The sequence below is a fragment of the Caballeronia pedi genome, from assembly GCF_001544915.2.
Lineage (GTDB): Bacteria > Pseudomonadota > Gammaproteobacteria > Burkholderiales > Burkholderiaceae > Caballeronia > Caballeronia pedi.
Genome location: NZ_FCOE02000009.1, coordinates 57158 through 77502 on the forward strand (window position 1 = coordinate 57158; position 20345 = coordinate 77502).

At 63.5% G+C, this 20345-nt stretch carries 19 protein-coding genes; 3 read left to right on the forward strand and 16 right to left on the reverse strand.

The genetic code is table 11. The annotated features are described in order from the left end of the window. The first annotated feature begins 206 nt into the window (after positions 1 to 206). The gene (locus tag AWB80_RS15795) at positions 207 to 1139 is read left to right on the forward strand and encodes a LysR substrate-binding domain-containing protein (RefSeq protein ID WP_061175612.1); all 933 of its coding nucleotides are present in this window, start codon (positions 207 to 209) and stop codon (positions 1137 to 1139) included. 37 nt (positions 1140 to 1176) lie between these two features. Here AWB80_RS15795 and AWB80_RS15800 read toward each other — a convergent pair whose 3' ends face one another. After that, positions 1177 to 2535: an 8-oxoguanine deaminase gene (locus AWB80_RS15800; protein WP_061175613.1), complete on the reverse strand. Its 1359-nt coding sequence runs from the start codon at positions 2533 to 2535 to the stop codon at positions 1177 to 1179. Positions 2536 to 3020: 485 nt separating this feature from the next. Here AWB80_RS15800 and uraH point away from each other — a divergent pair, with 485 nt between their 5' ends. Then, a complete protein-coding gene (uraH, locus tag AWB80_RS15805) occupies positions 3021 to 3374 on the forward strand; it encodes a hydroxyisourate hydrolase (protein ID WP_061175614.1) in 354 nt (117 codons plus the stop codon). A 55-nt stretch (positions 3375 to 3429) separates the two neighbouring features. After that, the gene (locus AWB80_RS15810) at positions 3430 to 4623 is read left to right on the forward strand and encodes a urate hydroxylase PuuD (protein ID WP_061175615.1); all 1194 of its coding nucleotides are present in this window, start codon (positions 3430 to 3432) and stop codon (positions 4621 to 4623) included. 57 nt (positions 4624 to 4680) lie between these two features. Here AWB80_RS15810 and ltaE read toward each other — a convergent pair whose 3' ends face one another. The 15 genes from ltaE to AWB80_RS15885 all read right to left on the reverse strand — a co-directional run bounded on the left by ltaE (position 4681) and on the right by AWB80_RS15885 (position 20345). Next, positions 4681 to 5685 (reverse strand): low-specificity L-threonine aldolase, encoded by a 1005-nt coding sequence (gene ltaE, locus AWB80_RS15815; RefSeq protein WP_061175616.1) that lies wholly within the window; start codon positions 5683 to 5685, stop codon positions 4681 to 4683. An 81-nt stretch (positions 5686 to 5766) separates the two neighbouring features. Continuing rightward, the gene (locus AWB80_RS15820; RefSeq protein ID WP_061175817.1) at positions 5767 to 7698 is read right to left on the reverse strand and encodes an alkyl/aryl-sulfatase; all 1932 of its coding nucleotides are present in this window, start codon (positions 7696 to 7698) and stop codon (positions 5767 to 5769) included. Between the two features lie 44 nt (positions 7699 to 7742). Further along, complete coding sequence (locus tag AWB80_RS15825; protein WP_087131327.1) at positions 7743 to 9479, reverse strand: GMC family oxidoreductase; 1737 nt, start codon at positions 9477 to 9479, stop codon at positions 7743 to 7745. Between the two features lie 237 nt (positions 9480 to 9716). Then, the gene (locus AWB80_RS15830) at positions 9717 to 10220 is read right to left on the reverse strand and encodes an ureidoglycolate lyase (RefSeq protein WP_061175617.1); all 504 of its coding nucleotides are present in this window, start codon (positions 10218 to 10220) and stop codon (positions 9717 to 9719) included. Continuing rightward, positions 10220 to 11230: an allantoicase gene (gene alc, locus AWB80_RS15835; protein WP_061175618.1), complete on the reverse strand. Its 1011-nt coding sequence runs from the start codon at positions 11228 to 11230 to the stop codon at positions 10220 to 10222. The genes AWB80_RS15830 and alc overlap by 1 nt, the downstream gene beginning before the upstream one ends. Before the next feature lie 39 nt (positions 11231 to 11269). Further along, positions 11270 to 11791: a 2-oxo-4-hydroxy-4-carboxy-5-ureidoimidazoline decarboxylase gene (gene uraD / locus AWB80_RS15840; RefSeq protein WP_061175619.1), complete on the reverse strand. Its 522-nt coding sequence runs from the start codon at positions 11789 to 11791 to the stop codon at positions 11270 to 11272. Continuing rightward, a complete protein-coding gene (gene puuE / locus AWB80_RS15845) occupies positions 11788 to 12738 on the reverse strand; it encodes an allantoinase PuuE (RefSeq protein ID WP_061175620.1) in 951 nt (316 codons plus the stop codon). Before puuE ends, uraD begins: the two co-directional genes overlap by 4 nt. A 135-nt stretch (positions 12739 to 12873) precedes the next feature. Beyond that, positions 12874 to 13608: an aspartate/glutamate racemase family protein gene (locus AWB80_RS15850; RefSeq protein WP_061175621.1), complete on the reverse strand. Its 735-nt coding sequence runs from the start codon at positions 13606 to 13608 to the stop codon at positions 12874 to 12876. Positions 13609 to 13671: 63 nt separating this feature from the next. Continuing rightward, positions 13672 to 15165 carry an NCS1 family nucleobase:cation symporter-1 gene (locus AWB80_RS15855; protein WP_061175622.1) on the reverse strand — a complete coding sequence of 498 codons (1494 nt, stop codon included), beginning with the start codon at positions 15163 to 15165 and terminating at the stop codon, positions 13672 to 13674. Positions 15166 to 15518: 353 nt separating this feature from the next. Beyond that, positions 15519 to 16265 carry a GntR family transcriptional regulator gene (locus tag AWB80_RS15860; RefSeq protein WP_061175623.1) on the reverse strand — a complete coding sequence of 249 codons (747 nt, stop codon included), beginning with the start codon at positions 16263 to 16265 and terminating at the stop codon, positions 15519 to 15521. 297 nt (positions 16266 to 16562) lie between these two features. Next, the gene (gene ldcA / locus AWB80_RS15865; protein WP_061175818.1) at positions 16563 to 17534 is read right to left on the reverse strand and encodes a muramoyltetrapeptide carboxypeptidase; all 972 of its coding nucleotides are present in this window, start codon (positions 17532 to 17534) and stop codon (positions 16563 to 16565) included. Further along, the gene (gene tadA, locus AWB80_RS15870) at positions 17506 to 18054 is read right to left on the reverse strand and encodes a tRNA adenosine(34) deaminase TadA (RefSeq protein ID WP_087131329.1); all 549 of its coding nucleotides are present in this window, start codon (positions 18052 to 18054) and stop codon (positions 17506 to 17508) included. The genes ldcA and tadA overlap by 29 nt, the downstream gene beginning before the upstream one ends. A 5-nt stretch (positions 18055 to 18059) precedes the next feature. Continuing rightward, a complete protein-coding gene (locus AWB80_RS15875) occupies positions 18060 to 18452 on the reverse strand; it encodes a DnaJ family domain-containing protein (protein WP_061175625.1) in 393 nt (130 codons plus the stop codon). A 277-nt stretch (positions 18453 to 18729) separates the two neighbouring features. Then, positions 18730 to 19488, reverse strand: coding sequence for an ABC transporter ATP-binding protein (locus AWB80_RS15880; protein WP_061175626.1), 759 nt, complete (start codon positions 19486 to 19488; stop codon positions 18730 to 18732). Continuing rightward, positions 19485 to 20345, reverse strand: a complete 861-nt coding sequence (locus AWB80_RS15885; RefSeq protein WP_087131330.1) for an ABC transporter ATP-binding protein — start codon at positions 20343 to 20345, stop codon at positions 19485 to 19487. The genes AWB80_RS15880 and AWB80_RS15885 overlap by 4 nt, the downstream gene beginning before the upstream one ends.

Genomic DNA, 20345 nt, shown 5'->3' on the forward strand with positions numbered 1-20345 from the left:
GAGGCACCTTCATGTCGCACGAACTCATATCGCGGGCAGAATTTACAGAATTCGGAACACTAAGTCGATAACTCAAAATTAGGTGTTGCGCCCCACCAAAGCCAATGTTTGCGGGTAAGCCACACCTTGACGAAATTTTCACGTCATATTAAAAATGATATGTAGCACCCCCGCATCGATCAGCCAGAACATATAGTGGAGATAACATGAGTCAGCAACGCGAGGCGATCGATACGTATTTATTGCGCGTCTTGCATACCCTCCTGATGGAACGCAGCGTGACCCGCGCGGCCGTCAAACTCAATCAGTCCCAACCCGCCATCAGCGCAGCGTTACGGCGGCTGCGCGACATCACCGGCGACCCGCTTCTCGTGCGCGGCAAGTCCGGCATGGTGCCCACCGAATACGGCCTGCGCCTGCTCGAGCCCACGCAGAACGCGCTGCGCGAAATCGAACGCATCAAGGTCCAGCAGCACAACTTCGATCCTTCGACCTCCGTTCGGTGCTATCGCATCGGCTGTCCCGACTATCTGAACGTGCTGTTCGTGCCGACGGTCGTCGAACGCTTTCGCCAGGCCGCGCCGAATGCGACGCTCGAGTTTCATTCGCTCGGCCCCGCGTTCGACTACGAACTCGCGCTCGAAGACGGCAAGCTCGATATCGTCGTCGGCAACTGGCCGGAGCCGCCGGAGCAGCTGCATCTCTCCAACCTGTTCGTCGACAAGATCGTGTGTCTCGTCAGCAATCAGCATCCGTTCGCCAAGCGCGGCGGGCTCACGCTCGATCAGTACCTGAACGCGCCACATCTCGCGCCGACGCCCTATTCCGTAGGCCAGCGCGGCGCGATCGACGTGCATCTGGCGCGCGAGCGTCTGAAGCGTCATGTCGTCGTCACGTTGCCGTACTTCAATCTCGCGCCTTACGTGCTGATCAAGTCGGATCTGGTCTTCACGACGACGCGGCTCTTCGCCGATCACTACGCGCGGTTCCTGCCGCTCGCGGTCGTGCCCGCGCCGCTCGATTTCCCGCCGATGCAGTACTACCAGCTCTGGCACGAGCGCTGTCACTACTCGGACGAAGTCCGCTGGCTGCGCGGACTCGTCGGCGAAGCGACGCGGTCGTTGATCGATCAGCCGTAATGCTTCGAACGGGGCGCCTTCGGGCGCCCCGTTTCATCTACGCCCGGTTCGCCAGTTCACCCGCCAGCCGGTTATGCCGTTCCACCACGGCCCCGAGATCCAGCGTCGTCAGACGCCCTTCCTTCACGACGATCTTTCCATCGATCACGCTCGTCGAAACCTGCGACGGCGCGCAGAACACCAGCGCCGCCACTGGATCGTGCAGCGCGCCCGCGAACGCCGTCTGCGACAGGTCGAACGACACGAAATCCGCCGCCATGCCAGGCGCGAGCGCGCCGATGTCATCGCGATTGAGCACCTTCGCGCCGCCGAGCGTCGCGATTTCGAGCGCTTCCCGCGCGGTCATCGCGTCCGGGCCGAAGCCGACGCGCTGCAACAGCAACGCCTGACGCACTTCCGCGACCATCTGCGCGCCGTCGTTCGACGCCGAACCGTCCACGCCGATCCCCACCGGCACGCCCGCGTCGCGCATCGCGCGGATCGGCGCGATGCCGGACGCGAGCCGCATGTTCGAACACGGACAATGCGCGACGCCGGTGCCCGTGCGCGCGAACAGTTCGATGCCCGGCTTGTCGAGTTGCACACAGTGCGCATGCCACACGTCGTGGCCTACCCAGCCGAGGTCCTCGGCATATTCGGCGGGCGTCATGCCGAATTTCTCGCGGCTGTACGCGACATCGTTGACGTTTTCGGCCAGATGCGTGTGCAGTGACACGCCGTATTCGCGCGCGAGCAGCGCCGCATCCCGCATCAATTCGCGGCTCACGGAAAACGGCGAGCACGGCGCGACGACCACGCGCAGCATCGCGTAACGGCCTTCGTCGTGATAGGTCTCGATGAGCCGCTGCGAGTCCTTCAGGATCGCGTCTTCCTTCTCGACGACCGAATCCGGCGGCAGACCGCCATCGCGCTGCCCGACGCTCATGCTGCCGCGCGCCGCGTGAAAACGCATGCCGATCTCGCGCGCCGCCGCGATGCTGTCGTCCAGCCGGCTGCCGTTCGGGTAGATATACAGATGGTCGCTCGACGTCGTGCAGCCGGATAGCAGCAATTCGGCCATCGCGGTCTTGGTCGACACGTTGATCATCTCGGGCGTCAGATGCGCCCAGATCTTGTAGAGGTTCGTGAGCCAGCCGAACAGCTCGGCGTTCTGCGCGGCGGGAATCGCGCGCGTCAGGCTCTGATACATGTGATGGTGCGTGTTGACGAGGCCCGGAACCACGAGATGGCCGCGCATGTCGAGCACGTCGTCGGCGGATGGCGGGAGTTCGTTCGTCGGTCCGACCTGAACGATGCGGTTGTCTTCGATATATAGGCCGCCGTCGGCGATTTCTCGGCGTCGCTCGTCCATCGTGACGAGCATGTGGGCATTCTTGACCAATAGACTGCGTGGCATCGGCTTTTTCTCCAGAGACGTTATGGGAACCAGTAAAAGCCCCGGTTACCCAGCGTCTGCCGCCGTCTTCGGGACGCCGCAAGGTTTCATCGACATTGCGCGCATCGCCACTGTCCGTAGCCAAAAAATCGGACGCAATCAGACTGCCGTCATAGTCGTCCTCAGGCCGGCAATATATTCGCGAATTTTGGCGCGGGTAGCATCGCCGGAAGAGCCGTCCTGAAAGCCGCTGGAAACGTCCGCGAACCCTTTGCGGCAAGGCTTACGCGCCGCTGTCATGCGTTGGGCATTATCTTTCCTATCGCGGGCGCACAGCGCGTCTCAAATTCCTACAATGCTGTACACGGCGCGCATCTGAAACGCCGACGGGTATGTAGCCACTGACGTGGAGCCTCGATCCGCCGCAGAAGCACCTCAACGCCGGGGTGCCGAATTTCGGATCGATGCGCAAAGCCGGATCTCGCACAACTCAAGGAAACTGCGAAATGGGCAAGCTCACTACCCACGTCCTCGACACCGCGCATGGCCGCCCGGGCGCCAGCATCAAGGTCGAACTGTTCGCGCTCGACGGCGACGCCCGCCGCGCGATCAAGACCATCCACACCAACGACGACGGCCGCGCCGATGCGCCGCTTCTCGAAGGCGCCGAACTCGTGCCGGGCGAATACGAACTGCTGTTCCATGCCGGCGATTATTTCGCCGCGATCGGCGTCAAGGTGCCCGAGCCGCGCTTCGTCGATCGGGTCGTGCTGCGCTTCGGCATCGCGGATTCCAGCGCGCACTATCACGTGCCGCTGCTCGTTTCGCCGTGGGCTTACAGCACGTATCGCGGCAGCTAAAACATACCTATATCGCGCCGTCCCCGCGCATAACAAATCGGTAGTGGAGGAGTACATGGAAGGCTTTGTCACCGACTGGCTCAATCTCGTATTGCGCTGTCTGCACGTCATCGTCGCGATCGCATGGATCGGCGAATCGTTCTATTTCGTCGCGCTGGACAACAGTTTGAAACCGCCCACCGACCCGAACGCGCGCCGTCGCGGCGTGTTCGGCGATTTCTGGCACGTTCACGGCGGCGGTTTCTATCACATGCAGAAATACTCCGTCGCGCCGCAGGACATGCCGGAGAGCCTGCACTGGTCGTTCTGGCCGTCGTACACCACGTGGATGTCGGGCTTCGGCCTCTTCTTCGTGCTGTATCTGATGGCGCCGAGCACCTATCTCATCGACAAGAGCGTGCTCGACATGGGCCCGGTCGTCGCCGTGTCGGCTGCGCTCGGCTTCCTGATGGCCGGCTGGATCGTGTATGACACGCTGTGCCGCGTGCTCGGCACCAACGACAAGCTGCTGGGCATCTGTGTCGGCATCTACGTGCTGATCGCGGCGTTCATCGCGTGTCACGTGTTCGCGGGCCGCGCCGCGTATCTGATCACCGGCGCGATGATCGCGACGATCATGTCGGCGAATGTGTTCTTCGTCATCATTCCGGGCCAGCGCAAGATGGTTGCCGCGATGCTCAAGGGCGAGACGCCGAACGCGATCTACGGCAAGCGCGGCAAGCAGCGCTCCGTGCACAACACGTACTTCACGCTGCCGGTCGTGTTCGCGATGCTGTCGAACCACTACGCGATGACCTACACGCACAAGTACAACTGGCTGATTCTCGTGCTGATCATGTTGGCGGGCGCGCTGATTCGCCAGTTCTTCGTGATGCGCCATCGCGGCCAGGTATTGTGGTACATGCCGGTCGCGGGCCTGGTGCTGGTGCTCGGCGCGTTCGCGTGGACGATGCCTGCGCCGTCGGTGCCGGTCGCGCAAGCCGCGGGCGCCCCGACGATCAAGGTCTCCGACATCCAGCCGATCATCCAGCAACGCTGCGCGACGTGCCACTCCGCGCATCCGACGATGATGGGCAGCGCGCCCGCCGGCGTCTTGCTCGATACGCCCGCCGAGATCAAGCAGAACGCGCAGCGCGTGCATCAGCAGGCAGTCACGCTGAAGGCGATGCCGCTCGGCAACGTCACGCAGATGACGGACGCCGAGCGTCAGAAGGTGGCGGCCTGGTTTGCAGGCGGCGCAGTCGACTAAGTTTGCCGGTCCGAGTCACGAAATGCCCCGCCTCGTTTCGAGCGGGGCATTTTTCATTCAGCGCGCGAAGTAGTCCTTGACCGCATGAATGACCGTATCGATGTCCGCGCGCGACACATCGCGATGCGTGACGAAGCGCGACGCGTAGAGCATCTGCATCAGGATGCCGCGCTCTTTCAGGAACGTTTCGAGCGGCGCGCAATGCGCTTCGGGAATCTGCGCGAAGACCATGTTGGTCGCGTGCGACTGCACGGTGATCGCGTCGATCCGGGCGAGACCGGCGGCGAGGTGCGCGGCGTTGTCGTGATCCCGCGCGAGGTCATCGACGTGATGCTCCAGCGCGTAGAGACACGCCGCCGCGAGCAAGCCCGACTGACGCATGCCGCCGCCCAACACCTTGCGCCAGCGGCTTGCGGCCTCGATCAATGCTTTCGAGCCGACCAGCACTGAACCCACTGGCGCGCCCAGCCCTTTCGAAAAGCAGACCGACACGGAGTCGAACGGCGCGCACAGATCGCTGACCGGCTTGTCCGACGCCACCGCCGCATTGAAAACGCGCGCACCGTCGAGATGCGTCGACAGCCCGCGATCGCGCGCGAGCTGCGTCGCCTGCGCGACGTAACCGGCGGGCAGCACCTTGCCGCCGATCGTATTTTCGAGCGCGAGCAGCCGCGTGCGCGCGAAGTGGTTGTCGATCGGCTTGATCGCCGCCGCGATCTTCTCGAGCGGCAACGAGCCGTCCGGCGCGTTTTCAATTGGCTGCGGCTGAATGCTGCCGAGCACGGCCGCGCCGCCGCCTTCGTACTTGTACGTGTGCGCAACCTGCCCGACGATGTACTCGTCGCCGCGCGCGCAATGCGCCATCAACGCCGCGAGGTTGCTCTGCGTGCCGCTCGGGAAGAACAGGCCCGCTTCCTTGCCGGTGCGTTCGGCGAGCGCGGCCTGAAGCTCGATGACAGTGGGATCGTCGCCCCAGACGTCGTCGCCGACTGCGGCTGCGGACATCGCGGCGAGCATCGGCTTGCTGGGACGGGTGACGGTATCGCTGCGTAGATCGATCATGCGTTGTGCCCTTGTGCGTGCGCTTCGAGAAGCGCTATGGTACATCCCGCCGATCGATCCAGCCGCCCCGCGCCCGAACCGTCACGGCTCCACGACGTTGAACTCGCCGTCGAAGGTGTCGAGCGTGCCGAGCAGAGCCTTGAACACGCCGCCGTCGCCTTCGAGCAGGATGTGCCCGTCGCGCAGTGCATCGACGAAACCGGTCTCGCCGCACAGGATGCGATTCAGCAAGTCGCGCGTCATCCCGACCACCACGTGCGCCGGCTGCGATGACGGCATCGACGACCACGTCAGCGTGCCATTCTGCAGATTCAGCCTGAAGCGTTTGCCGATATCGGTGAACTGCCAGTCGATGCGCGCGTGCATGTGCTGCGCCCGCAAGCCATCGACGCGAACTGCGAGATAGTCGAAGAACATTTCCTCGGTGATCGCACACACCATGTCGCGGCTGCGTCCGGCGAATCCCGTCACCGAGCGGCGTCCTTCGCGCAGCTCGCGCGCGCCGAGCATGAACGCGTTGCGCCACGTCGCCGATTCCGCCTGATAACCCATTTGTTCGAGCGCCGCCGCGCCCAGTTCGCGCGCTTCGCGCAGTTGCGGCTGAGCGAACACGAGGTGATTCATCACTTGCGCGACCCAGCGGTATTCGCCTTTCTCGTAGTCCCGGCGCGCGCGATCGAGGATCTCATCCGCGCCGCCCATGTATTCGACATAGCGCGTCGCCGCCATCTCGGGGGGCAACGCATGCAGATTCGCAGGATTGCCGTCGTACCAGCTCAGGTACTGCTGGTAGATCGCCTTCACATTGTGCGAGACCGTGCCGTAATAACCGCGCGTATGCCACAGCGCGCGCAGCGAATCCGGCAGTTGCATGACTTCCGCGATCTCGGCGGCGTTCATGCCGCGGTTCATCATGCGCACGGTCTGATCGTGCAGGAACTTGTAGAGATCACGTTGCGCTTCGAGATAGCCGACGATGCGCTCGCTGCCCCACGTCGGCCAGTTGTGCTGAGCGAAGACGACGTCGGCGTCTCGCCCGAAGCGCTCCAGTGATTCTCCGAGATAACGCGCCCAGCGCTGCGCATTGCGCACGTTCGCGCCTCGCAACGGACAGAGATTGTGCAGCGACCGCGTGCCGTTTTCGGCGAGATTGAGCGCGCGCTCCTGCGGGAAATAGAAATGCATTTCCGCGGGCGCTTCGCTTTCGGGCGTGAGCTGAAACACGATCTCGACGCCATCGATGACATGCGTCTCCAGCGTTTCGCTGATGAGTTGCGTCGGCGGAATCAGCGTGATCGTGCCGCGCGGGATGGTCTTGCCCATGCCGGCGTCGATCTGGCAGCACGCGTTGCGCGCTAGCGTATGACCGAACTGGAACTGCGCGCGGCGAGCCATCGCCGGGCCTGCCATGACATTCTCCGACACCGCCTCTTCCATGAAGCCGGCGGGCGCGATGATCTTTGTGCGCCCTGCGTGCACGTCCGCCTCGCAGGTGACGCCGCGTACGCCGCCGAAGTGATCCGCGTGGCTGTGGCTGTAGATCACGGCGACCACCGGCCGCTTTGGACGGTGCGTGAAGTAGAGTTCGAGCGCGGCCGCCGCGGTCTCCTTACAAGTCAGCGGATCGATGACGATGAGCCCGCGATCACCCTCGATGAACGTGACGTTCGAGACATCGAAGCCTCGGACCTGAAAGATGCGCTCGGTCACCCGGAACAGGCCGTGCAGCGTATTGATGCGCGCATGACGCCACAGCGCCGGATGCGCGGACGCGGGTGCGGACGCTTCGTCGAGAAATCCGTAATCGGCAAGACTCCAGATCACCTGATCGTAGGCGCCGCGCACTTCCGCATCGGGAATCGTGCCGATGAAGCCGCGCCGCGCGTCGTCTTCTTCCTCGGGATCGTCCGGTGGAAGGTCGTGCAAGGCGAGTCGCTGCGCCGCCATCGTTGCCTCGGTCGGCGGCAGCGATGAATATGACTGAGCGTGTTCGATGTGTTCCTGATTCGGCATTTCGGTGTCCTTTGCGCGCATCGCGCCGCGTCGCGTTATTGCTGTCACTTGTTCGATGTATCGAGCGAATAGCGCGCTTCGTCGTCCAGCGCATACCCTTCGATGTGACGTCCGCGAATGAGATCCGCAGCCTTTTCGCCGATCATGATGGTGGGCGCATTCGTGTTGCCGCCGGTGAGCGTCGGCATGATCGAGGCGTCGGCGACGCGCAGGCCTTCCACGCCTCGCACACGCAGCGATGGATCGACGACGGCCAGGTGATCGACACCCATCTTGCAGGTGCCGACCGGGTGGAACAGCGTGTCGGCATGCTCGCGGATATATTCGCGCAGCATGCGTTCGTCACCTTCGCCCGACCCGAAGCGCTCGGTGTTGAGTTCGCGCCCGCCCGCTTCGGCGAGCGCGGGCTGCGCGAATATCTTGCGGATGATGCGCAGGCCGGCGACGAGCGTGTCCATGTCGGACTCGACGCTCAGGTAGCGCGGATCGATGATCGGGGCCTCGCGCACGTCAGCGGATTTGAGGCGCACCACGCCACGGCTCGCGGGGCGCAGATTGGTGGCGTGGCAACTGTATCCCGGCGGTCCCTTCTTGCCGATGTTCTCGCCACGCGCCGTCAGCAGCGCGACGATGAAGGCGAACTGAATATCCGGTTCGGCGAGTCCCGGCCGGCTGCGCGTGAACCCACCCGCCTCGGCGATGTTCGAGGAGAACATGCCGGTACGCTCGCGCCGGTAGCGCAAGAGCTCGGGAATCATGTGCAGGATGTTGCGCCAGGTATAACCGAACAGTTCGGTCGACGGCACTTCCTTCTTGATCGTCACATCGATGTGATCCTGAAGGTTCTCGCCGACGCCCGGCAGATCGCAGACGACCGGCACGCCGGCAGCCTGCAGATGCGCGCCCGGACCGATGCCCGACGCCATCAGCAGTTGCGGCGAATTGAATGCGCCCGCACTCAGAATCACCTCGCGCCGCGCCCGCAGCGTGCGCTCGACACCGTCGCGCACGACGCGCACGCCGACCGCCCGCGTGCCTTCGAACACGATGCGCAAGGCGAGCGTGCCGGTCATCACGACAAGGTTGTCGCGCCCGTTGTTCAGCGAAAGATCAGCTGCGTTGCCGCGATGCAGATACGCGCGCGCGCTGTTCCAGCGCTCGCCGTTGTGCTGCGTGACCTGATACAGGCCGACGCCGTCTTGCTCGTCGCCGTTGAAATCGTCGTTGCGTGGAATGCCCGCCTGCACGGCGGCTTCGATGAAACGCCGGCTGAACGGATTCGGTGTGCGCAGGTCGCTCACGTGAAGCGGACCCGTCGCGCCGTGCCAGGCGTCGTCATGGCCGCCCGAGAGCCGGCCATTCGCTTCGGCACGCCGGAAATACGGCAGAAGATCCTCGCTGCTCCATCCGTGGCAGCCGAGTCGAGCCCAGCGATCGTAGTCATGGCGATGGCCGCGGATATAGACCATGCCGTTGATAGAGGAACTGCCGCCCAGCCCGCGCCCGCGCGGCTGAAACGAACGGCGGTGGTTCAACGCCGCCTGCGGCGTGGTCATGTAGCCGTAGTTGCGTGGTCCGGGTCTGACGGCGAGCTTGCCCACGCCGATCGGCGTCCAGACCGTGAAGTGATGATCGTCCGGTCCCGGTTCCAGCAGCGCGACCGTGACGCCGCGCGCCTCGGCGAGCCGGCCCGCCACCGCGCATCCCGCTGAACCCGCTCCGATTACGATGAAGTCGTATTCTTCGCCCGCGTTGCTTCCGATCCCATGATTCGCCGTCATGTCGATTTCGTCTCCCTTGTTTCGCCTGCCCTGGCCCGCGGCGGATCGTCGGTGACGAGACACCATTGCGAGCGGTCCGTCGAGGGTAAGGCGAGGCACAGGAAGGCTCAACGCACGATTCGGGTGGGACGCGCGGAATATCGGGGGGTAGATGCGAAAACGAAGCGGACGCGCAAAAACAAGAGGACCGGAATCGCTTCCGGTCCTCGATCAAAACGTAACTCTGGTCCAGCCGACTCAGCGCATGGCTTCGTCAGTCAGCCACAACGATTCCTTCAGATCCTGTTCGTTGAGGTTATGCCCTTCGCCACCGCCGCGATCGACGACGATGTAATCGCTCACCTTGCCCAGCGCGAGCAGCGGATGATGCCAGACGCCTTTCGCATAGTTCACGCCCTGCCAGCTGCTCGTGACGAACGCGCGAATCTTCGACTCGTCGAGATCGCCCGCGGGCGCGACGACCACGAGATACGGCCGGTCGTCGAGCGGAATGAACGCCTGACTGCCGAGCGGATGCCGCTCCATCATCTTGCATTCGAACGGCAGCGTACGCGGCTGTCCGCGAAAGAGATTGACGATCGCGTGACCGCCCTGCTCTTCAACATCGACGTTGCACAGATCGTGGAAGCGGATCGTGGTGCCGAGGTTGATCGGGATCTGCTTTGCGCCATCGAGTTCGATGACATCGCCATAAGGCTTGAACGCAGCGCGCGTCAACGGTTCGATAGCGAGCTTTTTCATTATGCGAGGGTTCCGAAGAGACGAAGACGCGACACGCCGCCGTCAGGATAGATGTTGAAGCGCACGTGCGTCACGGGACCGAGCGCCGCCAGTTCCGATTCGAAGAAATGCTGCTTGTCCATCTGCAGCTTCTGTTCGCCGAGCAGCACGGGCCAGAACATCGCCTGCGTGACGAGCGAACTGTCGGTGCCGCCCTTCACGTACGCCGCCTGCAGCGAGCAACGGTCCGGATAGTTGCCCTTGAAGTGCGCGGTATCCACTTCGACCTTCTTGATAATGCCCGGCTGCGCCAGCGCGACGATACACCAGTCGTTGCCCGGCTCGCGACGGCGGCGCGTTTCCCAGCCATCGCCCATGTTCACGCCGCGGCCCGGCATCAGAAGCGTCGAAGCGAGCCCGAAGTGCTGGTTGTTCGTGCCGACCAGATACGCGCCGTTTTCCATCGCGCCGAGATCGACGAGCTGGTTGCGGTCCGCGTTGGTCCAGTCGAGTTGCGGCTGGCCATACACGCGCAGACGCGCGATGCCGCCATCCGGATAGACATTCACGCGCAGGTGCGTGAACGGCTGCGCGACGCCGACTTCGAGATAGTGGTGGCTGTTGCCTTGCAGCGTCGTCGACGGGACGATTTCCGTCCATTGCGTCGACTGGTTCGGCGCGCCTTCGACGACATGCGCGCCTTCGATCGACGCCGCCGGCGGGAAGTTGCCGGTGAAGTGGCTCGTGTCGACATCGATGCCCTTGATCACGCCCGGACGCGCCAGCTTGACGACGCACCAGTCATAGCCCGTCGTGCGCTTGCGGCGGGTCTCCCAGCCGTCCATCCACTTGCCGTGATCGTCGAACTTGCCGGGGATGAACACGGCCGGCTCGGGGTTCAGCATGCGTTCCTTCGGCGCGAAGAAATCGTCGCTCGCCTCGAGTGCCTGCGCGCCCAGACGCGGGTCCGCGAGGTTCACATAGCGGCGCGTGAATTCAGGCGCGTTGGGATCGAGTGTCGGAATTGCCATTGTCTTCGTCCTTGGGGTTTCGGTTGCGGTGAAAGCGGATCAGGCCTGGATCAGGTCGTTCAACCTGAAGCGCGCGATCCGGTAAATCTGATCGAGACTCGTGCGAAGCTCCTCGGCGCGGTCGTGATTCACGCGCTTTTCGAAGTTCGCGATGATGCCGTGCCGGTCGTAGCCACGCACGGCGAGAATGAAGGGAAAGCCGAACTTGTCGCGATATTGCTGGTTGAGCGATTGCAGCCTGTCGAACTCGTCCTGCGTGCACAGATCGAGGCCCGCGCCGCTCTGCTCGCGCGTCGATTCGGCCGTCAGTTCGCCGCGCACCGCCGCCTTGCCCGCGAGTTCCGGGTGGGCGTTGATGAGCGCGAGCTGTTTGTCATCGCCTGCGGTTTCGACGATATGCGACATCGACACATGCAGCGCGTCGATGTCCTTGAAGGGGCGTTGTGTCGCCGCCGCTTCCGGCACCCACGGCGAGTGCTCGAAAATGCCCGCGAGCACCGTCACGAACGTGTCGGCGGGCATGGTGTTGAGTTGGTCGAGTGTGTATTGCATCGCCTTCATGCCGCCGTCCCGTTGTTAGCTTTTTCGAAAGGATGTTGCTCGCGCCAGTGACGCGCGATGTCCACACGCCGCGTAACCCACACGCGATCGTGCTTCTCGATGTGATCGAGGAATTTCTGCAGGCCGCGGAAACGCCCGGGACGTCCGAGCAGGCGGCAATGCATGCCGATGGAAAGCATTTTCGGCGCTTCGTCGCCCTCTTCGTAGAGCACGTCGAATGCGTCTTTCAGATACGTGAAGAAGTGCTCGCCGGTGTTGAAGCCCTGCGGCGTCGCGAAGCGCATGTCGTTGGTGTCGAGCGTGTACGGCACGATCAGATGCGGCTTCTTCTCGCCGCCCGTCACTTCGACTTCGGTCCAGAACGGCAGATCGTCGCCATAGTTGTCCGAGTCGTAGAGGAAACCGCCGTGCTCCGCGACCAGCCGATGCGTATTCGGACTGTCGCGCCCGGTGTACCAGCCGAGCGGGCGCACGCCCGTCACGCGCTCGATCGCTTCCATGCCGAGCCGCATGTGCTCCGCCTCGCGCTCCGGCGACATGTCCTGATAGTGAATCCAGCGATACCCGTGACACGCGATCTCATGCCCCAGTTCGACAAACGCCTTCGCCAGTTCCGGATGCCGCTCGATCGCCATGCCGACGCCGAAGATCGTGAGCGGCATGCCGCGCTTCTCGAACTCGCGCAGAATGCGCCACACGCCCGCGCGCGAACCGTATTCGTAGATCGACTCCATGCTCATGTGACGCGACGGATACGCTGCCGCGCCCACGATTTCCGACAGGAACTGCTCCGAGCCCGGATCGCCGTGCAGCACGCAGTTCTCGCCGCCTTCTTCGTAATTGAGCACGAATTGCACGGCGACGCGGGCGCGTCCCGGCCAGTTCGCCTGCACCGGATGGCGGCCGTAGCCGATCAGGTCGCGTGGATAGTTCGGATCGAGTGACATGGCTGGCGTTGAGCTCAAGCGTTGGAAAAACGGGATTGTTGACGATTCAGTGTAGCTAAAAGACCCGCACGCGCCCATACATCAGGGCAGATAATCCGGGTCACGTCATCTGTATGTGACCCGGCTTTTCCGCCATCAGCGCGGGCTGAAATCCGACAGCACGCCGTCGTACCGTTTCGCCAGCGGTCGCGCATAGTCGCCACGTTTCGCCGTGTGAAGCTTCAGCGCGACGAGCGCCTCCGTCCATTTCACCGCCGCCGTCACGCCCTCCACCACCGGCGCGCCGATCGCGTCCTCCACTTCGCGGCAGAACTCCGCCATGCCCGCGCAGCCGAGCACGATGGCGTCCGAGCCGTCCTCATCGAGCGCGCGCCGGCATTCGTCGATGATCGTCTGACGCGCGGGCGAGCCCGGCACGTCGAGCTCCAGCACGGGAACGTCGGTCGCACGGACGTTCTTGCAGAAGCGGCTCATGCCGTAGCGCTCCGCCAGATGCCAGGCCATGCCGACCGTGCGCTGCAGCGTGGTGACGACCGAAAACCCCGGCGCGATGACACTCGCCGCATGCATCGCCGCCTCCGCGATGCCGATCACCGGGCCGCGCGCCAGTTCGCGTGCCGCGTAAAGGGCCGGATCGCCGAAGCAGGCGATCACGTAGCCGTCGAAACCCTGCTTTTCGCCGGCTTCGATTTCGGCCAGCAGCCCGAGCGACGCGATCGCTTCGTCGTAATAGCCTTCGATGGACGGCGGGCCCATCGTCGGGCTCACGGCGACGATCTCCGTGCCGGGCGCGGCGACCTCGCGGGCGCAGCGGCCCATCGAATCGGTCATGCGCTGCGTCGTGTTCGGGTTGATCAGTTTGATACGCATTGCTGTTCTCCAGACTGCTTTGGAAAGTTCTCTCAGGTTCTATCGTTTGTTATAGGCGGTGATTCAGACTTCGCGATTGCGGCCGGCGAGGAAGTAATAGAACACCGCGCCCAGGCCCGCACCGACGAACCACGAGAAGTTCGCGGCGCCTTCCAGCGACGGCACCACCACGCAGAGCGTTGCGATCACGGCGGCCGGCAGGAGCGCCATCACCGCGCGGCGATTCACGCCCTTCGTGTACCAGTACTTGCCTTCCTCGGACACCGTGTAGAGATCGTCGACCACCAGCTTGCCGCGCTTCACGAGATAGAAGTCGAGGATCAGCACGCCATACAACGGTCCGATGAAGCTGCCGAGAATATCCAGCGTGTAGTGGATCACGGCAGGGTTGTTGAACAGGTTCCACGGCGTGATGAAGATCGACGCGACCGCCGCCATCATGCCGCCCATGCGCCAGCTGATGAGCTTCGGTGCGACGTTCGAGAAGTCGAAGGCCGGCGACACGAAGTTCGCCACGATATTGATGCCGATGGTCGCGATCGTGAAGGTCAGCGCGCCGAGAATCACAGCGGACGGATGATCGATGCGGCCCACGGTTTCGACCGGATCGGTGATCAGCTGACCGAACACCGGCAGCGTCGCGGCGGTCGTGATGACGGTCACCAGCGAGAACGCCAGGAAGTTGACCGGCAGGCCCCAGAAGTTGCCGCGCTTGACGCTGCGGAAGCTCTTGCCATAGCGCGAGAAGTCGCCGAAGTTCAGCATCGGGCCGGAGAAGTACGACACGACGAGCGAGATCGCGGTAATCATCACGGGAATCACTTCCATGCCGTGATACTTCACGCCGCCCAGATTCAGGCCGATGTTGCCGATGCCCGCGCGCCACACCATGTAGCCGGCGAGAATGAACATCACGACATACACGGCGGGACCGGCGAAGTCGATGAACTTCTTGATCATTTCCATGCCGCGCCAGAACACGACGGCCTGCAGCACCCAGAGCAGCATGAAGCCCGCCCAGCCGAGCGCCGAGAGTCCGACGAAGCCGTACTTGTGCACGTCGGCATACGGCATCAGCGACGGCACGAACTTCAGCACGACGATGACGAGCGCGCTCGACGCCAGATACGTCTGAATGCCGTACCACGCAACCGCGATGAGCCCGCGAATCACAGCGGGAATGTTTGCGCCGAGCACGCCGAAGGTGGCGCGGCACGCGACGGGATACGGCACGCCGGCAACCTGGCTCGGCTTCGCGATCATGTTGCACAGCACGTTCACCAGACCGATGCCGATCAACAACGACACGAGCACTTGCCAGCTCGTCAGACCGAGTGCGAACAGACTGCCCGCGAATACATATCCGCCGACGCTGTGCACGTCTGACATCCAGAAGGCGAAGATGTTGTACGCGCCCCATGTCTGGTTCTTGAGGGGGGCGAGATCCTCGTTGTAAAGGCGGTCGCTGTAACCGGCGGGCAGATTCGGATCGTGGTCCGCTGTCTGCTCTTCGTATTGCGGCAAGGCTGAATTGCCGGATGCACTGAACTGGGCCATGACGTCTCCTTCATTGGCTGCTTGCGTAATAAAAAAAAGCAAATGCTCGAGTGACAAGCTTCGATCAGATGCCTTCGCCGAGGTCTCGCATCGGCGCGGCATTCTTTGGATTTGCGTTATCGCTTCCGGGCCTGAAACCAAGAGCGCGCGAGGCACCTGCCCCACACGCCCGCCCGGCGGCGGCTTTCATTTCACGCTCACGTGAGCGTCCTGTCCGATGCATCGCACGTTGCGGATTCTTGCGCGTGCGACTGTCCGCGCGCCCGGCGCGGATGCGCGGGGCACGGTCTCCAATTATTTAGTCCTGCTTCATTCAGCCGATGGCAGATGCTCCGATCTGCCGTGCTCTGCTGCTACGTGTCGAGCGTCTGTTCGCGCTCGGAGGGTCTTGCGAATACTTCCTTCAGATCGACCGCGCCGCGCGCGGGCCGCTCCAGCATCTTCAGTTCGACATCGCGCAGATGCTGCGCCATCAGACCGGCGGCTTTCGTTGCATCGCCCGTGTCGAGGGCGGCGAGAATCTCTTCGTGATCCTCGAACGAGCATGAACTCTTGCCGAGCGATTCATACAGCGCCGAGATCAACGTCGAACGCGCGACGAGCCCCGACAGACATTCGCACAGCACCGTGTTGCCGGTGAGCGCCGCGAGTTCGGTGTGGAACTCGCCGGAGAGCCGGATCCACGACGAAAAATCGTGACTCTCGAACGCGCGGCGTTCTTTGCCGATGGTCGCGCTGATCGACTTCAGCCGGCGCATGCCGTGACCCTGCGCGATCCGCTCCACCACCGCCAGTTCGATGATGCGGCGCATCTCGAACACCTCGTGCACTTCCTGCAGCGACGGACTCGCGACAAACGCGCCGCGATTCGGCTCCAGATCGACGAGCCGTTCGTTCGACAGTTGCGCGAGCGCCTGGCGGACGGTGCCGCGCTTGACGGCGAACACTTCGCACAATTGCGCTTCGGTCAGCTTCGCGCCCGGCGCGAGACGATGCTCGAGGATCGCAGCGCGGATGTTTTCGGCGATCGACTCGGCATTCGCTCCGTTCGGAGCGACAACTGCGGCGTTCAGGGCAGCACTACGCGTGGTGTCGGACATGATGTGCTCGCTTGCATGTTAAGCATCTTAGAATCGACATAAAGATTGTCAACAATTCATTTGAGAAATCGTTGACTTTCGGCCGTGTTTCGGTGGCTGAGCTAGCCTGTATCTCAATACGGACGGGCCTCTCAGCCAATTTATCAAGTTTTTGTCAGCATTGCCGCCACTTTTTTGTCGACAATCCAAAGGATGAAGCTGGTGCGCAGTTGAAGCCCGGATGGTGTAAATTAAGACCGTTAGTTGCACACGTAGCCAAAAAAGGAGGCGCTCGATGAGCGCCTCCTGATCGTCGAATCAACCCAGATGCGGGTAGTCGGAAAGTTTCAGCGTAAAACCCCGCTCGGTCGCGACAAGGTGCGCCGTTGCACCGAAAGGCAGCGTCAGAAGATTCTCGATGTGCCCGAACTGCAACCCGGTCACCACCGGAATGCCGGTCACGGCTCTGACCTGCTCGATCATCGCGTCGAGCGAGTAGCCGTTGTCGTACTCAGACAGCCGGCCGCCGGAAAACTCACCCATCACGATCGCCTGCTGCCGCCCGAGCACGCCGGACTGATGCAACTGATAGATCATCCGTTCGATGCGAAACGGATGCTCGTTCACATCTTCGAGGTAAAGAATCCCGCCTTCGACCGGCGGCAGATACGGCGTGCCGACGAGCGACGCCAGAATCGCGAGGTTGCCGCCCCACAGCATGCCGGTCGCGTTCACGCTCTGGCGCTGCGGCGTATTGTTCGTCACCGTAAAGCTCGAATGGGAGATCGCATTCCAGAAATGCTGCATCGTGAACGCGCTCACCTGTTCCGCGCCGAAATCTCCCGCGAACATCGGTCCGCCGAAGCTTTTCACGCCGGCATGCGCGAACAGCGCGCACTGGATTGCCGTGAAATCACTGTGCCCGACGATCGCCACCGGCTGATCAGCCAGTCTGCGCAAACCGAGATAGTCGAGCCCGTGCAGAATGCGCGACGCGCCGTAACCGCCGCGCACCGCCAGTACGATGTCAGGCAACCGGCGCGATGGATCGGCGAGGCGATTGAGGTCGGCCGCGCGCTCCGCATCGGTGCCGCCGAAGCGCTGATAGCGCCGGCGCGTCGCTTCGACGTTGTCGAGCCGATGCCCTTCCCTGCGCAATCGCCCGATGCCGCGTTCCACTGCCGCCGGATCGTGCGGATAGCCCGAAGGCGCGACGAGGTCGATGGTGCGTGATTTCACGATGTTGTTGTCGTTGGATTCGTTACCGGGCTTCGCGCGCGCGGCGCGCATCGCGTTCTTCACGCGCCAGGCGGCGGCGTTCCGCGAAGAAGTTCTTCAGCGCGTGCCCGCATTCGTCGGCGAGCACGCCGCCTGTCACAGTGGTGTGATGATTGAGCTGCGCATTCGCGAACATATCGACGACACTGCCGCACGCGCCCGTCTTCGGGTCCGTCGCGCCGTAGACGACGCGCGAGATCCGCGCGTGCATGATCGCGCCCGCGCACATCAGGCACGGCTCCAGCGTCACATAGAGTTCGCAGCCCGGCAGACGATAGTTTTCGAGCTTCTGGGCGGCGGCGCGCAGCGCGGCCATTTCGGCATGCGCGGACGGATCGTGACCGCGAATCGGATGATTGAAACCGGTGGCGATGACATCATCGCCGAGCACGATCACCGCGCCCACAGGCACTTCGCCCGCGCGACGAGCATCGTCGGCGGCGCGCTGCGCGAGCGCCATGAAGCGGCGATCGCGTTCGATCGAAAGATCGTCGATTGAAGCGATGGGCGCGGGATCGGGCGCGGCCGGCATCCCGGTCACTTGGTTTCCAGCGCCACGCGCGACTGCGCGCGCTCGGAGAGCCGTTCGGCGATGCGCCGCCGATATTCATGCGGCACGCAGCCGCCGCCACGCAGCGACTCGATCGCCATGTCGAGCGCGAGCATTTTCGCTTGCAACTGGCAGCGGGCGGCGGGGTCCGTCACCTTGTCGAACTCTTCCTGAAGCCCGCGCAGCGCGCGAAGCTGTTCGACGGCGGGCGGGACGAAGCCCGCATTCTTGAGGATTCGATTGGCGACACGCACTTCCTCGGGCACGAGGAAGTCGTCGTCGAAGTTGAGCGGTGCGCCCGCGCCCGGCAGGTTATTGAACTCGCCACGCGTAGCGGCTTCGTTGATCCGCTGTTCGACCAAAGCATCTAGCAATTTCATCGGGGATTACGACCGGCTTTCACCCGCGAACGGGCACGGTCTGTCACGATTTCCGTTGGTTAGCTCGAAGTCGGAAGGCAACCGGAAAACCACGCTTGCGCGTTGTTCGGCACGTCTCGACAATCCAAGACCTATTCTAACAGTGGCCGTCGTGAGGTTTTCGTCCGGGGCACGCGTGTTCACGGCGTGAGGCCGTATACCGGGCTTATTGCTGCTCTTATGCGTCGTTTGCGCAACATTCGTTGACTGGGCCGCGCCAACTGTGCTTGTACGATGTCTAACCGCCCGGCGCGCGCTTCAGAAGCGCCCCGCCGCCGCGCGTATAGCCTTCGGTTGCAAGCAATAGGCGCCGCGTGTACTCATGGGAAACGTCGCGCGAGCGCACCGCGTCCACACCAAGTTCCTCGACGATCTCGCCATTGCGCATCACCGCGACGCGCTGACACAGAAAGCCGATCACCGCGAGGTTATGACTCACGAGAATCATCGTCAGCTTGCGCTCGCGATGCAGCCTGCGCAGCAGGTTCAGAATCTCGGCCTGCACGGAGACATCGAGCGCGGAAGTCGGTTCATCGAGCAGCAGCACACGCGGCCCGACGATCAGCGCCCGCGCGATCGACACGCGCTGCCGCTGCCCGCCCGACAACTGATGCGGATAGCGAAAGCGGAACGCCGGCCCGAGCCCGACTTCCGCGAGCGCATCGAGGATGCGCGCGTCCTCGTCGCCGATGCCGTTGATCGCGAGCGGTTCGCGCAAGGTCTTGTCGACGGTGAAGCGCGGATGCAGCGCGCCATACGGGTCTTGAAACACCATCTGCACGTCGCGCCTTGCGGGCCGCGAGCCGATGCGTATGCTGCCGCCCGCAAGCGGCGTCAGCCCGGCGAGCGCGCGCAGAAGCGTCGACTTGCCGCTGCCCGATTCGCCGACGAGCCCGAACACTTCGCCCTCTTCCACGCGCAGGGAAACGTCGCGCACGGCGTCGACGTGGCCGGTCTTCGTCTTGAAGCGGATGAGCGCGCGCTCGATGTCGATCATCGCGTGGTCCTTTCGTCGAGCCATGCCGGATCGCGGCGCAGCGTCGGCAATTCGTCGGGCGGATTGACGAGCGGCGGATTCGCTTCGAGCAGGCCGCGCGTGTACGGATGCGTCGCGTGAACGAGATCGCGTGCGGCGCACGTCTCCACGACGCGCCCGCCGTACATCACCGCGACGCGGTCGCAGAACGACATCACGAGCGGCAGATCGTGGCTGATGAAGACGAGTCCGGTGTCGTGCCGCTCGATCATCTCGTCGAGCACGGCGAGCACCTGCATCGACACGAGGACGTCGAGCGCGCTCGTGGGTTCGTCGGCGATCAGGAGGCGCGGGCCCGCCGAAACCATCATCGCGATCATCACGCGCTGGCCCATGCCGCCGGACAGCTCGTGCGGATACGCATCCGCGACGCGCTGCGGATCGCGGATATGCACCGCTTCCAGCGCCGCCACGATGCGCTCGCGCAGCGCCCGCCTGCTCTCTTTCACGCCCTGCCGCACGAAGGTTTCGCGCATCTGCTGCGCGACCGTCATCACCGGGTTGAGCGAAAACTTCGGGTCCTGCAGGATCATGCTCATGCGCGTGCCGCACAGGCGCCGGCGCTCCTTCGAGCGCATCGCGAGCAGGTCCTGTCCTTCGAAGCGCAACGCCTGCGCCGACCAGTTCGCCTCGGGCGGCAGCAGTCCGAGCAGCGCGCGCCCCGTCAGCGATTTGCCCGATCCCGATTCGCCGACGATGCCGAGCCGTTCGCCGCGCCGCACCGTCAGCGACACGCCGCGCACGGCTGGCATGAGCGTGCCGTCGTGGCCGGCGAACGACACTTCCAGACCTTCGATCTGCGCGAGCGGCGTCGACAT

Coding starts and splice junctions, on each gene's coding strand:
- AWB80_RS15820 (WP_061175817.1), bottom strand. CDS start 7,698: ATGCCGAATCAGGAACACATCGAACACGCTCAGTCATATTCATCGCTG.
- ltaE (WP_061175616.1), bottom strand. CDS start 5,685: ATGATCGATCTACGCAGCGATACCGTCACCCGTCCCAGCAAGCCGATG.
- AWB80_RS15800 (WP_061175613.1), bottom strand. CDS start 2,535: ATGCCACGCAGTCTATTGGTCAAGAATGCCCACATGCTCGTCACGATG.
- AWB80_RS15830 (WP_061175617.1), bottom strand. CDS start 10,220: ATGAAAAAGCTCGCTATCGAACCGTTGACGCGCGCTGCGTTCAAGCCT.
- AWB80_RS15860 (WP_061175623.1), bottom strand. CDS start 16,265: ATGTCCGACACCACGCGTAGTGCTGCCCTGAACGCCGCAGTTGTCGCT.
- uraH (WP_061175614.1), top strand. CDS start 3,021: ATGGGCAAGCTCACTACCCACGTCCTCGACACCGCGCATGGCCGCCCG.
- AWB80_RS15810 (WP_061175615.1), top strand. CDS start 3,430: ATGGAAGGCTTTGTCACCGACTGGCTCAATCTCGTATTGCGCTGTCTG.
- AWB80_RS15880 (WP_061175626.1), bottom strand. CDS start 19,488: ATGATCGACATCGAGCGCGCGCTCATCCGCTTCAAGACGAAGACCGGC.
- puuE (WP_061175620.1), bottom strand. CDS start 12,738: ATGTCACTCGATCCGAACTATCCACGCGACCTGATCGGCTACGGCCGC.
- tadA (WP_087131329.1), bottom strand. CDS start 18,054: ATGCCGGCCGCGCCCGATCCCGCGCCCATCGCTTCAATCGACGATCTT.
- uraD (WP_061175619.1), bottom strand. CDS start 11,791: ATGAAGGCGATGCAATACACACTCGACCAACTCAACACCATGCCCGCC.
- AWB80_RS15795 (WP_061175612.1), top strand. CDS start 207: ATGAGTCAGCAACGCGAGGCGATCGATACGTATTTATTGCGCGTCTTG.
- ldcA (WP_061175818.1), bottom strand. CDS start 17,534: ATGCGCGCCGCGCGCGCGAAGCCCGGTAACGAATCCAACGACAACAAC.
- AWB80_RS15885 (WP_087131330.1), bottom strand. CDS start 20,345: ATGTCGACGCCGCTCGCGCAGATCGAAGGTCTGGAAGTGTCGTTCGCC.
- alc (WP_061175618.1), bottom strand. CDS start 11,230: ATGGCAATTCCGACACTCGATCCCAACGCGCCTGAATTCACGCGCCGC.
- AWB80_RS15875 (WP_061175625.1), bottom strand. CDS start 18,452: ATGAAATTGCTAGATGCTTTGGTCGAACAGCGGATCAACGAAGCCGCT.
- AWB80_RS15825 (WP_087131327.1), bottom strand. CDS start 9,479: ATGACGGCGAATCATGGGATCGGAAGCAACGCGGGCGAAGAATACGAC.
- AWB80_RS15855 (WP_061175622.1), bottom strand. CDS start 15,165: ATGGCCCAGTTCAGTGCATCCGGCAATTCAGCCTTGCCGCAATACGAA.
- AWB80_RS15850 (WP_061175621.1), bottom strand. CDS start 13,608: ATGCGTATCAAACTGATCAACCCGAACACGACGCAGCGCATGACCGAT.